This window comes from bacterium (genome assembly GCA_021372615.1).
Lineage (GTDB): Bacteria > Armatimonadota > Zipacnadia > Zipacnadales > UBA11051 > JAJFUB01.
In genome coordinates, this window is record JAJFUB010000019.1 from 54881 (window position 1) to 69431 (window position 14551).

General features: G+C 70.3%; 8 protein-coding genes. 1 reads left to right on the forward strand and 7 read right to left on the reverse strand.

All coding sequences use genetic code 11. The features are described from left to right. Window positions 1–35: 35 nt before the first annotated feature. The 3 genes from LLH23_02730 to LLH23_02740 all read right to left on the reverse strand — a co-directional run bounded on the left by LLH23_02730 (window position 36) and on the right by LLH23_02740 (window position 7460). Window positions 36–1886 carry a hypothetical protein gene (locus LLH23_02730; GenBank protein MCE5237387.1) on the reverse strand — a complete coding sequence of 617 codons (1851 nt, stop codon included), beginning with the start codon at window positions 1884–1886 and terminating at the stop codon, window positions 36–38. A gap of 124 nt (window positions 1887–2010) precedes the next feature. Next, window positions 2011–5799, reverse strand: coding sequence for a carboxypeptidase regulatory-like domain-containing protein (locus LLH23_02735; GenBank protein ID MCE5237388.1), 3789 nt, complete (start codon window positions 5797–5799; stop codon window positions 2011–2013). 182 nt (window positions 5800–5981) lie between these two features. After that, entirely contained in the window at window positions 5982–7460 is a 1479-nt protein-coding gene (locus LLH23_02740; GenBank protein MCE5237389.1) for a M81 family metallopeptidase, read from the reverse strand. A 184-nt stretch (window positions 7461–7644) separates the two neighbouring features. On the opposite strand from LLH23_02740, the gene LLH23_02745 reads away from it, so the two are divergent. Beyond that, a complete protein-coding gene (locus LLH23_02745; GenBank protein ID MCE5237390.1) occupies window positions 7645–9303 on the forward strand; it encodes a hypothetical protein in 1659 nt (552 codons plus the stop codon). A 24-nt stretch (window positions 9304–9327) separates the two neighbouring features. Here LLH23_02745 and LLH23_02750 read toward each other — a convergent pair whose 3' ends face one another. Genes LLH23_02750 through LLH23_02765 form a run of 4 tightly spaced genes read right to left on the reverse strand, consistent with a single transcriptional unit; the run spans window position 9328 to window position 14539 of the window. Next, window positions 9328–10458 (reverse strand): hypothetical protein, encoded by a 1131-nt coding sequence (locus LLH23_02750; protein ID MCE5237391.1) that lies wholly within the window; start codon window positions 10456–10458, stop codon window positions 9328–9330. Between the two features lie 27 nt (window positions 10459–10485). Then, on the reverse strand, window positions 10486–11541 hold the full coding sequence (locus LLH23_02755; protein ID MCE5237392.1) for a hypothetical protein: 1056 nt from the start codon (window positions 11539–11541) through the stop codon (window positions 10486–10488). Between the two features lie 12 nt (window positions 11542–11553). Then, a complete protein-coding gene (locus LLH23_02760) occupies window positions 11554–13188 on the reverse strand; it encodes a hypothetical protein (GenBank protein ID MCE5237393.1) in 1635 nt (544 codons plus the stop codon). Further along, entirely contained in the window at window positions 13181–14539 is a 1359-nt protein-coding gene (locus LLH23_02765; GenBank protein MCE5237394.1) for a redoxin domain-containing protein, read from the reverse strand. Before LLH23_02765 ends, LLH23_02760 begins: the two co-directional genes overlap by 8 nt. Window positions 14540–14551: the final 12 nt, after the last annotated feature.

Here is a 14551-nt window from a genome sequence, read left to right on the forward strand (position 1 = left end):
TGGGGCGTGGTGCAGGCCCCCGCCCTACAGTCGCGTCAGCGGTTGAGGATCAACTCGCGCACTCCCCTGATCTCCGTCTCCAGCGTCGCGTACACGGACTCCTCCACGGCCTCGGTCTTGACGCGCACCCGCTTGCCGTCGAGGGTCGCACTGCTGCACTTCGGCCATCCCGGCAGCAGGAGGCGGAGAGAGACCTCTTCGCCGGTGCCGCCGAACTGCACCTGCAGACGGTCCCTGGTCCTTGCGTAACGGTACGAGAAGTGGGTGTCCGAGGCGGGGAAGTGAGCCGTGACCGCCGCTCGCTTGACGCCTACCGCCGGCCAGCGCGGCGCACAGAGCACGCGCCGCAGCAGCTTGCCCTGCGACTGGATGCCCGCCAGTTCCTCAATGATCGCCGTCGCCCACGGGCTCAGGCCCCACGGGTCGTAGTTCGTCTGGTTGTGCGGCGCGTTGATGGCCGCCGTGCCGTCGGCATGGTACCAGGTGAACATTGCGCCGTGGTCGCGCCGGAGCACGGCGTGCACGTCGCGCAGCAGGCGACAGGCAAACTCCTCGCGTCCATGCCGCAGAGCGGCGCGGCACAGCTCGCCCCCGACCCACGGGAAGAGACCGCCGTTGCAGTACTCGCCCTCGCCGCGCGTCCAGGCCCCGGCGTTGCGACGGAAGTAGCCCAGGCGGTCGGGGTAGCCCGGCTGCAGGCTCCACCACGGAAAGGCATCCCCCGTCTCCTCCCAGCGCCGGACGTACTCGTCAATGATCGATACAGCCTGCGCGTGGTCGGCAAACTCGCGGTTGAGCGCCGCCGCGTTGCTCATGGTGAGCTGGTTGTCCTCGTCGAAGTCGCCATGGTCGAAGGGGTCCAGGTGGATGTGGGGTCGGTACTTCACTCCATCCCAGAACAGCGCGTTGCCCTGCGCGCGGTAGTAGGCGTGCAGGCGGCGGTAGTGGTCGGACCGCTCGCGGTCGCCCAGGGAGGCGAAGCCCTCGGCCAGGAGCGCGCAGGCGTGGCAGATCTGCGACGTGTCGCCCTGCATCAGCACCCACTTGCGGGCCGTCTCGGCGAAGGCGTGCTCGCCGTCCTCGTCAAAGGCGATGTCCCACTCGTCGAGCGTGTGGGGGCGCCTGATGACCCCATGCTGGCCGTCGAACATCATCGGGTCGGTGGTGGCGAAGTCTAGGCCGGCCTCCACCTGCGGCAGCATCTTCTGCAGCCACGCATCGTCGCCGTGGGCCACCCAGCCCTTGCACAGCGTGGTGGCCATGCCGATCTCCAGGTCGGCCATGCACGTGCGGAGCTTGCGCGGGGTGCGCGCGTACGGGTAGTTGTCGCCGTAGACGTGGTCGGGCAGGCGGCCATCCGGCCACTGGTTGTCGTACACCGCCTCGAACATGCTCTTGACGTCGGCGATGAAGTAACGCAGGCCGTCAATGCCGAAGGCGGGGTACGCGAGGTTCTGGCGCGTGTTGTCGGCGGCCTTGTAGTACGTACGCAGCTTGCCGTTGACCTGGGTGACATCGAGCGTCTGCCGCAGCCCCTCTGCCAGCAGGTCCAGCAGCTCATCCATCTCCCCCGTGTCCGTAGTGATGCCCGTCTGCGCACAGACCCGGAAGCTGCCATGCCGCACGTACGGGGTCTCGCCCGTGCGGGGCGTCGTGGCCGTGATGAGGTGCACCCCCGGCTGGCCGCCGGGCTGCACGACGACTTCGGCCTTACCCTTCCCAGCGGTCACGGTCCGCTCGCAGTATGGATGGTGGGCGGCATCGGTGAGCACGAACGTCACGGGCTGTCCGGCCAGCCCCTGCCACTCAAAGGTGATCTTCACCTCATCCAAGGGCGCGCACCGGTTCGGGTCTGTCCAGATGACTCCGGCCTGTCTCAAGCGCATGCGACCGCCTCCTGCCATGGTGGCGTCCTGGTGTCGTCCGGCACAGCGCAGGTGGGCAGGCGGCTTGCCTGCCCACGCACCGACGAGACGCCCACGCCACTGCGGAACGTAGCGACCTCGTCGCTCAGTCGTACTGGAAGCCGCTGATGCGCAGCCAGTTGCGCTGTGTGGGCTTCCAGTGGATCAGGTTCCGGCTGGCGTTGCCCAGTACGCCGCTCTGCAGGCGGCTGTTGAGCACCGCCACATACAGCTTCACCTCGACGGTGTTGACGTCCACCACCTGGTTGAGGCGGAAGACGCAGAAGCCCGGCGAGTACCACTCCGGGGTCAGCACCTTCGTCCGCCGCATGGCATCGGTGATCTCGATCTTGTCCACGCGCACTACCGTGTCTCCACCGCCCCGGAAGCCCACGCCGATGGGCACATCGGTGGACAGGGGGATGTCAATCAGTGGGTCCTGCTCATACTTGGTCTGGGTGTGGGTCGTATACGTCGCCACGATCTTGTTGTTGCGGTGCATCATCGAGGGGTCCACGGGGCCCTGCAGCCACGCGGCCAGCTTGTTCACCCCATCGAGCACCTTGAAGCCCTTGCCCACGCCGTCGAGCACGTCCTTCATGATGCCGACCTTCAGGGTGTCCATCTCGACCCCGGTCAGGTTCTCGATGCCGACCTCCGCCGAGACGCCGCCCTGGATGAAGTCCCCGCCCTGCAGCCAGATGATGAGATTGTCCAGCGTGATGTCGGTCTGCCCGGCAGTGGCGTGGTACATCAGGCCCAGGGCGCCCTGGAAGGCGCCGAACTTGGTGTCCACCTTGATGGCCGGGATGTTGCCGGCCGCGGCCGTTTGCTCGCAGATCGCCCAGGTCGTCGCGTCGAAGTCAATGCTGGTGAACTTCGGGCTGATCTGGCCCAGCCTGATGATCCCGACGTCCTTCGTCTGCCCGGCGGTCAGCAGCCCGGTGCTCGTGCCCTCCGTCGTGTGGTCGTCGGCCTGTGCCCACACCGGGTAGTCCTGGTTCGCGGCCACGCGCTCCAGCCGGAAGACGCCGTCCGTCCCGGTGCCGACGGCGCGCGGGGCGCCCTGCAGCCACACCGTCGCACCCGCCAGAGGCCGGCTGCTGGTCAGGTCCACCACCTTGCCCGTCACCGTCGCGCGGGGCCCATCCACCAGCGCCAGGTCCAGCACGCAGTCATCCGTCGCGTGCGAGGTGCGGGTCAGTTGAGCCGTCGTCTCCTTGGTCTGGAAGCCGTACGCCCCACAGATGATCCGGTGCCGGCCCGGCGGCACATCAGGGATGCGGTACCTGTGCCCGGTGGCCCCACCCGGACAGTACAGGTCGTCCGTATCGCACAGGAACGCCTCGATGCTCTCGTCATCGAGGAACTGACCCGTCCCGGCCACGCGCACATCGCCCACCACGTTCAGCGCCCGCTCGCACTGGATGGCCAGGTCGAGCGTCTGCCTGTTCTGCACCGTGAACGGTGCGGCATAGCCTGTGAAGAACCGGGGCTCGGGCTGATCGCGGTCGGCGTAGAGAGCCTTGGCGTCATAGCTTCCGGCGGGCACATCCGCGATCTCGATCGCCCCCTGTGCGTCGGTGAAGCCGCCCCACATGTCCTTGAGCACGACCGCCGCATGAGCCACCGGCGGATGGGGCGCGGTGTAGTCCGTCACCCGGATCCTCAGCAGCCCGCCCGGGGGCCGCACACGGAAGCGCAGCGTGGCCGCGTTGTTGTCTCGCAGGCGGTCGGCGAACACGTCCTGCGGGTCCACCGCGATCTGCAGCGTGTGGTCGCCCTCGGCCACGCTCGTGAGGTCTACCGGGACGCGCAGTTGCACGCCGCTGACGTCGGGCTTCGGCGGCACCGGGTCGTAGATGATCGCCCGCCCCAGATAGGCCGAGCGCAGATTGGGCGTCCGCTCCAGCACCGGCACCGTCTGCTGGAACAGCGGCTGCCCGTCGAGCTTCACCGTCACCAGCGTGTTCAGGAAGACGCCGGCCAGACGCGGGCTGCCCACCAGCAGGTCGAGTTGGGTCGGCCGCTGGACATAGCCCGTGTGCAGCAACCGCGTGTTGCTCCGGAGGATGGGCGTGGTCAGCAGCCCCACGTCATTGAGGCCGTAGACCGTCTTGGCGCCCACCTTCTGGCGGTCCTTCGCGTCATGCCCGTCGGCCACCACATAGCCAACCTCGGTGGTGTTGTTGTCCTCGTTGGCCTCGCGGATGGCGTTGTCGGGGTCCACCTGGACGGTCAGCTGCTTGCGCCCCAGGCCCGTGTGCAGCATGATCTTCGTGTCGCGGGGGGCGTAGTCATACGTGAGGGGTGCCGGAGGCTGTGCTGTGGGCTCGTAGCGGTAGGAGTACACGAAGCGGGGCAGATAGAGCACGCGCTTCTGCCCGCGCGTGAACAGTGCCGTGCGGTGGTCACTCTCGTCCTTCAGGCGGATGCGCAACTGTGCCCCGTCCACGTTCACCGCGAAGCTCAGGTCGCCGAAGTACTGGGCGCCCTGGTTGGTGATCTCGATACGCGGCGACAGCGAGAGGCTCTCCCAACTGCTGAAGGGGCCGACGCGCAGGGGTTCGTCATCGGCCGCCGGGACGAGAATGCGCGCGACGAAGTCCGGGTCCGGCCCGGTCTCCGTTCCTCCCGCGGTTGTGCCTCCTCCGGTCGTCCCGCCTCCGGTCGTCCCGGTGGTGGTCGTGCCGCCGCCGCTGATGGCGGTCGGTCCACCCGTGACCGCCGAGTAGAACACCCGCCGGATGTTGGCGGGCATCTCCCCGCGCTTCTGACCCACAATGACGACATGCGCCACGCCGCGGTCGTCAAGGCAGCAGTTCATCCCCTCGCCGTCGAGGGACTGAAAGACGGAAGCCTCTGTCTGCGTCCCCGGCCGCAGGATGGGGATGGCCGGCCCCAGCCCCGACGCTCCCAGCCAGTGGAACGTCAGGCTCGGATCGCCGCCCGCCTGCTGGTACAGCAGCAGCCCGACCGCCCCGTGTCCGTTGGACACCAGTTGGTACTCGGTCCTTGCCGCCCTGGGCAGCACGGGCACTTGAACCTGTTGCCATTGCGCAGCCGACGTCGCTCCCACCGGCGCCCAGGCCAGCGTCGGCTGCTCGGCTTTGCTCCAGATCACGAACACCCGCCGGTGCGGCCAGTCCAGCACCGCCCGCAGTTCCGTTGCCGCCGCCGGGGCCGCACTGGTCCAGCCCTCCCGCGACCCCGGGGGCTGTATCTGCCAGTTGGCCTCCTGCGTCCCGTCCGCTCCCGGTGGCAGCGTGGCCACGATGGGCACGCCCCGGTGCATCCCGAACAGCTCGGTCGTCCCTGACAGGTCCACGTAGGCCGGGGGGTAGCTGTGCTGGCCGACCGTGAACCTCAGCTTGCTCAGCGGCCACTGGCTGCCCTGCTGCCCGTACCAGTTGAAGGTGGTGCTGCGCGCCACCGCCGCCAGCCCGGCCGGCGTGCGCACCAGCCCCGACGCCGTGACCCCCGTCACGCTCTGGGCGATCTCCGTCGGCCCCGTCCAGGTGTTGCCGTTGCCCTGCCATAGCAGCAGGTGGCCCCCCTGAGACCCCATCAGCAGCGATTTGTGCCCCTCGGCCAGCAGCGCCCGCAGGTTCGGCAGACTGCTGCCCTCGGGCATCTGGAGCGTGCCCCTCTGCCAGGGCCCGCCGCTGCTGGTCGCGCTGAACAGCCCCAGGGGCGCCTGACCGACGTGGCCCTGGTACACGATCACGACGCGGTCGCCGCAGGCCGCGACCTGCAACTCCGTCGTGATCCGCGCCACCGTATCCAGCGGTGAGACCAGCGAGAGGATCGAGGCGCTCCCCGCCTGCCCCGTGGCAGCCGATGCCCCCAGCAGCGTCACCGTCAACACAGCACACAGCGTCGCCATCGTCTTCATGCCGATCACCCTTCCCGCATCAGGGGTGTGACCGTGACAGACGGTCGCCATCGAGCACAGTGTTCGGCGTAGGCTACGAGCGCTCCTTGTATGAAAACGCGTGAGCGCGGACGTCCCTGTCAGGCGCGGGCGAGGCCGTCCGCGCTACTGGATGATGGAGCGGACGCCTCGAACGCGCCCGGCTACTCCAGGTCCAGCGGCCACATCGGGCGCCCCAGCTTGGAGAACGTGTACTGGGTCACGTCCGGATTGTGCACGCCGGGTGTATCCACCTCGAGGATGCGTCGGGCCAGCGGACCAAAGGCCGCGCGGAAATGCACCGCCGACTTCAGGCCGATAAGCAGCCGCTCCGCCGGCTCGATCCCCAGGCACCGCAGGGCCTGGGTGTCGTAGGGCTGGATGCGTCGCTCGGTCAGCACGATCTCTACACCGCCCACGACGAACACGGCCGTCCGCCCCATCGCCACCGGCAGCCCCCGGGTCATGGGCCCCTCGTTGACGTAGTTGCCCTCGGACAGCAGGCGGACGGTCCCAGTCAGCGTCAGCGGCTGGCCATGACGATCGTCAGTCTTGCCACCCACGTTCAGGGTGATCTCCCGGCCCTCCCCGGCGTCCCAGGCGGCGGCGACCGACTCGGGGTCCACGATGATGGCGACGGTGGAGTTCGGCGCCTGTGCCTCGATCAGCGCCTGGAGCATGACCGTCCCATCGCACGGCGCGCCGCCGCCCGGGTTGTCCGAGCCGTCGGCCAGGATGACCGGCCCGCCGTGCTCCAGCGCCCAGCCGATCGCTTCCTGCAGGGGCGTCAGGCGCAGGCGGAAGTCCTCGCGCCGCGCCCACATCTCGTCCGCCACGCCCTGCGCGGTGCTCCGGGCGAGGGCCTTGTCGCCATCGGCGATGGCAACGACTGCCGCGCCGGTGCAGGGCGTGTCGGCGAAGGGAAAACCGCCTGCCAGCGTGATGCTGATGATCCCCGGTTGCTGCTCGCGCTCATGCACCAGCGCCAGCATGTCCTGCATGGGCGGGGTGAGCGTGCACTGGCGGGGCGGGCCGATGAGCATAGGGACCTGCGCCAGGGCCGCCACAGGGCGCGTGCGGCCGCGGACGGCGTCCGCAATGATCCCGAAGGCCTCCTGGCCGCGCGCGAAGTTGTCCACGTGCGGGTAGGTGTCGTAGCCGACGAGGGCGGTGGCGTGCTCCACCATCTCGGGGCTGATGTTGGCGTGCAGGTCCAGGGTCGCCACCACCGGCAGGTCCGGGCCGACGACCTGGCGCACGCGGCGGAGCAGCTCGCCCTCGGCATCGGGGCACCGCTCGGTGACCATGGCGCCGTGCAACTCGAGCAGGACACCATCCACCGGCAAGGCCTCCGCCAGGCGCACCAGCAGCATCCCGGCCAGCATCTCGAAGGCGGTCTGCTCGACGAGGCCCGACGGCTGGGGGAAGGTCCACAGCAGCGGCACCAGTTCGGCATCGCCCGCCGCCTCGGCGGCGGCGATGAAGCCATCCGTGCAGCCGGAGGTGCCGCGCATCGCGGTGATGACCTCCTCCCCCCGAATGAGCCCGGGATAGCGGCTGGAGCCCACGAAGTCGTCCAGTGTGGTCAGACCATGGGCAAAGGTGTTCGTCTCGTGGGACAGGCCGGCGACAGCGAAACGCATGGGAGAAGCCTTTCGTGTGTCTGTTGTTCAGCGTGGGGCAGGCCGGCGGACCGGCCGCCCGGAGCATTCCCCGCCCGCGGGCCGGGGTCCTTGCCGATACTCCGCTAGCCTTGACCCCGGCGGCGGCGGGGGCCACAATGCGGGGCAGCGGCTGCCATCCCCAGCCAGTGGAGCGGCGACACCCATGCAGACCACGGCAGACACCTACGCGACCGCACTCGCCGCACGGCGAGAGGCGTATGTGGACTGGATATTGGAGCACTTCGGCGCGCTGGAGCCCAGGATGGCCGCGACCGATGGCCGCCGCTGGGCGCTCAACCACGTGCGGCTCGTGCGCGGGCAGCAGACCGACGAGGCCAACGAGTACTTCGCGTCCCTCGTCCTGACAAAGGACGCCGACATCCACTTCATTCGGTTCCTGAAGACACTACTCGACCACCGGGCCTCGCCTCACCTGTCCGAGGCAGCCCGGGGGCGGATCGGTGAGGTCCTCACCGGCTGGCCCCGCAACGACCTGAGCAGCGTCGCCCACTGGCCCCCCCGCCACACCGAGAACCACGACCTGATGCACCTGACCATCGGCCTGTTCGCCCGGCAGCAACTGGGCGACGACCTGTCGGGTCAGGTGCGCGAGATCATGCAGGCCCTGCGCTGGCGCTTCGAGCGAGGCTGGGTCGAGTGGAACTCCGCCTGCTACCAGTGCCACTACGCCAACCCGCTCACCATCCTGGCCGACCACGCCCCGGTGACCCAGTTGCGCCGGGCCGCGCAGAACCTGCTCAACGTGCTGCTGGCCGAGCGCGCCGTGCTGGGGCTCAACGGCTTCCTCGGCGGCCCGTCGTTCCGCTGCCGCACTGCCGATGCCATGCACTCGCTCACCCGGCGCAAGGTCGCGTACCTGCAAGACAGCCGCTACGACGGGTTCCTCCCCACGGTGTGGCTGGCGTTCGGGCTGGGGGAGCCGAGGTACGACTTCGCGCAGGCCCGGCAGGAGGGGCTCGAGCCGGCCACCACCGAGTATGCCAGCAGCAACGAGCCGCGCCTGAAGCAGGATGAGGGTCTGTTCTTTGCCTGCAGCTCGTTCGCGCCGCATCCGGTGGTGGTGGCCCTGGCCGCCGAGGGGGCGACCCGCGAGGTTCTCATGTACAATGGCCAACGCTTCCTGGGCTGGCCCGGCCCGGAGCATGGCGAGGTGATGTGGCGGACACAGCGGTGGATGCCCGGCGCGCTCACCGTCTACAACACCCCCCATGTCTCGATGGGCTCGATCCACTCGTCCGGGTGGGTGTGCCAGAGCCGTTACGACCAGGTGCTATTCGCCGCGGACCCGGCGGTGGGCCTGCGGGTTGAGCTGCCGCTGCCGGCAGTGACACCGCACAAGCGGCGATACGAGGTGCGGGGGAGGGTGGTGCAGTACCGGAACTGGCTGCTGGGGCAGGGCACGCTGTTCGAGGACGGCGGCCTCACCGCGCGCCCGATGGGGCCATGGCGCCTGTACCGCGTCGGCCAGGGCCTGTGCGCCCACTATGCGCTGCCGGATTCCTACCATGTCCTGCAGGTCGCCGACCTGGATCAGTACCCCACCGAGGAGGCGTTCGTCAGGGTCCTGTCGGCACCCACGCTGGCCGGGCAGCAGGTCTGTGGCGACACCAGCAGTGGGGATCAGCTCACAGTGGATGTGCGGGACATGAGCCTCCGGATCAGCGGCGTCCCCCGGCCGCACCCCCCGGCGATGCTGCACGACTGCCCGCAGATGCAGTCCGAGTATGGCAGTGGTGAGATCACCCTCCACTCCGGGGTAGGCTCGGTGACCTTCTCTGCCGACGCAGGCGCAGAGCACTGAGGACGCCGTGCGCACGTTGCTGCTTCAGGGGAGGGTGACGAGGCGGACGCAGTTGTTGCCGAAGTCGGCCACGTAGAGGTGCTTGCCATCCGGCGCCAGGGCCAGGCCGGCGGGACAGGCGAAGGCGCAGCGGTCGCCACTGCCGTCACTGAGCCCGGGACTGGGCTTCTGCACGTCCACGACGCCGGCCAGGAGCGTCTGCGGGCCAGTGGGGCGGGCCACGAGGCAGTGGGCGCCGGCGTCGGAGAAGATCAGGCCGCCGGCCACAGCAATCCCCGTCGGCAGCTTCCAGAAGGGTGGGTTCCCCAGGCCGGGCAGGGGCGCGACGGAGGCTCCGTTGACGACGAGGACGCGGGCGGTGCCGGGGTCGGTCACGTACACCGTGCCCCCGGCGAGCGCGAGGCCGAACGGCGCCTTGGCCCCGGCGGCGGACAGATCGGCCACGGTGCTCGTGACTCCCTGGGGCGTCACCCGGCGCAGCTTGAGGTTGCCCGAGTCCACCACCAGCAGACTCCCGTCAGGAGTGCGGCACAGGCCGGTCGGATAGCGGAAGCGGGCAGTGGAGCCGGGGCCGTCGGCAAAGCCGCCGGTGGGCAGGCCGGTCTCGTCAGTCGGTGTGTCGCCCCCGGCCAGCGTGCCCACTTGCCCTGCCCGCAGATAGCGGAGCCGGTGGTTGCCGGTGTCGGTGAAGACGATGGCGCCATCGGGCGCCACAGCCACGCCTGAGGGGTTCGACAGCAGGGCGGTGGCGGCCGGGCCATCCCGAAAGCCGCCCACGACAGTGGCCGTCGGGCCGCTGCCGGCGAGCGTGATGACCGCGCCGCCGGGGCTGACCTGGCGCAGGCGGTGGTTGCGGCTGTCGGTCACGATGAGTACGCCGCCGGGCCCGAGGGCCAGGGCGTTGGGGCCGTCGAAGCGCGCCTCGGCGCCCGTGCCGTCCTGCAGGCCACTCTCACCGTTGCCGGCCAGGGTGCTGACCTGCACGGCCGGGTTGCCCGATAGCGGCGGTGGGGGCATGCCGCCGCCCCCGCCCGGTCCCCCGCCCGCGTCAGTCTTCGGCTCGTGCACCAGCCCGTACCAGTAGCCGACCAGCACCACCGTGCAGGCGAGCACGATCACCAGGGCGGCCAGGGCCGGCGACATTCGTTGCTTCACGCGTTACGGCATCCTTTCCGGTGTGCCTCAGGGCCCGAACAGGCCGCGCAGTCGCGCCGCGAGGGTCAGCGGGGCGCGGACCAGACGGCTGTCCTTGCCCTCACCCATTCGGCTGTAGAGCGCCCCGCCGTAGTCGGCCAGGCAGTCGGGGACCACCTTGACCTTCGCGATGGGCCGGGCCTCACCCAGGCGCGACGGGATGCGCCAGACGGTGTCGGTGTCACAATACAGCGGCCGCCCCCGCAACAGGATCAGGCGGCCATCGGTGCGCATCCAGTCCGTCAGCGTCCGCGGCTCGCCCCCGGCCGGCGGGACGCACCGCACGACCCGGCCCCCCATGGGCGGGTTCATCTCCTCCGACGGGGCCGTCCAGTAGAGCATGTTGCGGGCGAGCACGGCCTCCTGCAGGCCCTCGGCGCGCACGACCTCCTCGGCGACCCCGCCCCCCACGGGCGCTCGCGAGACTGTCATCGTCGGCCGGCCATATTGCTGGCCGAAGTGCTGCAGCCAGTACACGCGCCCGTCCCGTTCGCCCAGCAACCGGCCGGGGAAGTGCGTGTCGGCACTTTCCGAGACCGCCAGCAGCGTGCGGCCCTGGCCGTTGCGGTCGGCCGCGCAGATCAGGCTGAGGGGCTGCATCACCGGCACACAGGCGATGCCCGGGGTGGGGGAGGGCCGCGTCTCAGCCCAGTAGAGACGGTCGCCGGTGACCAGCAGCCCCTGAGGCGACTTCAGGCCCTGCACGAGGCTCTGGGGCGCGCCGCCCCCCCGGCCCGCGCGCCACAGTTGCCCGGAGTTCGGCTGCTTGTCCTCAGTCAGGTAGACAATGTCCCGGCCCGCGGCGGCCACGGAGCGAATGTCGACAGCCGTGGCGACCGGCTGCCCCTCGCGTCCCACACGCCCCGCGCGCAGCAACGTGGCCTGGCCGTTCTCCGGCTGGCTCACCCAGTAGATGCCACTCCCCGAGGCGCACAGCAGCTTCACCTCGCCCGGTGGCGCGGCGGCCGGCCGGTGCAGTCGCACGTGGGTGGCCGCGAAGACCACCAGCAGCACCGCCAGGATGAGGAACAGGGGCTTACGCATGATAGATGTCGCTCACGGCGCGCCGCCGATCTCCCGCAGCTTGGCCTCGGCCTGCTTCTCCGCCCGCCGCACCTTGCCCCGGGCCCGGATCTGGTCGAGCGCCGCGTCTTCGTCGTCACCGGCGGCCACTGGCAGCGCGTCACGAGCGGCCCGGGCGGACGTGAGCGCCTGCCGGTACGCCCGGCGCGCCATCTCCAGCCGGCCGAGGGACCGCAGGAAGTCGCCGATGCCGATGAGCGCCGTCGGGTCGCCGCCCGCAGCCATGGCCCGCAGCGCCGTCTCGGCCGCGGCCGCCGCCTCGTCCGTGCGGCCCCGCTGGGCGTAGAAGGTCATCATCTTGTTGGCGGTCTCGCTGGCCAGCGGGTCGGCCGCGTAGGTCGTCACCAGCAGCTCATACGCCGACCGCATCTCGCCCTCGTCATCCATGGCCATGGCCAACGTGAGCATGCGCTCGGCCACCAGCGGCCCGAAGGGACTGGCGGGGTAGTTGCGCAGCAGTTCGTGGCCGTACTGCAGGGCGGAGCGGCGGTTGATGACCTCGCCCTGCGGGCCGGCCTGCGGGGCCCTGCGGTCGTCCACCACCTGCGCCGCGGCGCGGATCAGCTCGTAGTAGGCGTTGTCGGCCCAGGGGCTCTCCGGGTAGGTGAAGGCCACCGTCCGGAGCTGGTCCACCTTGTGCTGGAGGCCCTTGACGCGCTCCCTCTCCAGGAAGTCGCGACGGACTGGGTAGCCGATGTAGTTGGCGTAGGCGGGCCCGAAGAGGTAGGCCACCGGCACGCGGCCGTAGGCCGCGAAGACCTGCTGGTGGGCCAGGCGCAGGTCAGGCAGTGCCGTGCGGTCGGACTCCAGCGCGACCAGTTGCTGCATGCGGACCGCAACCCCCGACCCCACGTACAGCAGCAGCCCCAGCCCCACCGCCACTGCGGTGCGGGCGATCGAGCGCCACTTGACCGGGCTGGCTGGACGCCCCACCGCGCGGGCAGCGATCCACGCCAGCACCGCCCCGCCCAGGCACAGCAACGCCTTGCTCGCGAGTAGATCATCCCCGGCGGCCGGCACTTCGGCCAGCTTGTTGGCGTAGGCGTGGAGCGTCAGCAGCGGATTGAGGGCCGTGCCCAGCAGGGCATCCCCCGCCCAGACCGCCCCGGCCACGGCGAAGCCCACGACCGGGCTATGCCAGACGGCGGCGACAGCCAGGCTGAGCATGGACAGGAAGAACACCGACGGCAGCCCCGCCAGGACGACCGCGGACAAGTCGTAGTCCGACTTCAGGCCGACGCGATAGACCAGCAGCATCACGGCGATGAGGGCGGCGAGGAAGAGATACATCGTCACCAGGCGCGCCAGGACCGTCCGCGCGAACGGGACAGGACGCGAGAAGACGATGTCCTCGAGGCGGTTGCGGTACTCGGGGGCCAGGACATGGGCGCACAGGAAGGCGGCGAACAGCGGCGCCGCCAGTTCGGTCGTCCGGGCCACGAAGGCGGCGTTGCCCTCGGTCAGCGATTTCATCGCCATGTGCCAAAACAGCATGAGCTGGCTCGCCACCAGCGGCACCACGAACAGCCAGTAGCTGTTGAGCACCACCAGCCGTGCGTTGTAGCGCAGCAGATCGGGCGAATAGCGGCGGGCGGGGGAGTTAGCCACGGGGCCCCGCCCCCTGGCCCTGCGGCGGCAGTAGCGGCGTCAGCTTCTGCACCAGCCCCTCCCACACTCCGGCCGGCAGGCCATTCCAGTGCAGTACCACGCGGCGCTCGTCATCGGCCAGGAACACAGTCGGCAGGTCCGACAGCTCGTAGGCCTCGGCCAACGGCGCGGAGTCGCCCAGCTTCTCGGCCCAGTGGCAGCCGGTATCGGTCAGCATCGGGAAGCGGTAGCCGCGCTCGCGCGCCACGCGGCGGGCGACCGACCAGTCGTCCGCCAGGCAAATGGCGGCCACGCGCAGGCCCCGGGGGCCGTACTGCAGGTGCAGCGTCTGCAGGTTGGCCAGCACCGCCGCCGACTCCGGGCGCGCGGGTGACCAGAAGGCGATCACCAGCGGGGCCGGGCCGAGGTCGTGCAGGCCCGTGCGCCGGCCGTACTGGTCGGGTAGCCAGAAGCCGGGCAGCACCTGGTTGCGGATGGACTGGCCGGCCATCGCCTGGGCCAGCGGCTTGGGATGGAAGGGGGGGTCGTGGCGGCCCATGACCAGGGCGTGCGCGGAGATCAGCCCCAGCAGCAAGCACCCGGCCGCGGCCCCGGCCAGCGGCGGCGACCACGGGCGAGTAACGCGTCCGCGCCAGCGCGTCACCTGCATCGTCAGGGCCAGCAGACCCGCCGTGAGCACCAAGTAGGGCACGGCGTTCTGGGTCAGGGCGAAGTCGAAGATGCGGGAGAGGTAGTCGCGGCCCAGCAGGATCAGCAGCCAGTACAGCGCGACGATCGCGACCGACAGCAGGTTGGGACACAGCACCGTGACACAGTAGGCCAGGGCGCTCACGTAGAGCAGTGCCGGCAGGCCCGCCGTGAAGGCATGCACGGGCGCGCCCAGCGAGAAGCGGCTGCCGCTGCCGGCAGGAAGCGGGCCGCCCACGAAGAGCTGCGCCAGCCAGGCCGCGACGATCAGCACGGCGTAGGCCAGCAGCACGAACGCGAAGCTGCCCAGGAAGCGGACCAGCAGGCGGCTGACGGCGGGCTGGGGACGGGACTCGATGCTGTCCACGGCCCCCGACATCGCGTCCAGACGCGCCGCGACGGCCATCAGCGGCAGGGCCGCGAAGCCGACGAGCAGCACTCCGAGGCGCCAGGCCCGGTACGCGGCCAGCGAGGGGCCCAGGCCGGAGCCGAGCCCCGCGATGACCCCGGCGCAGCCGCACAGGACCAGCAGCGCCCACCCGAGCCGCGAGCGGCGGGGGACCAGGAACTCATAGCGCAGCCACGCGCGCCAGGCGCTCCAGTCCAGTCCTGTCGCGCCGGCGACGCTCTGCGTCCTGTCGGTTGGGGGTGCTGCTACGGCCATGACGGCTACGTT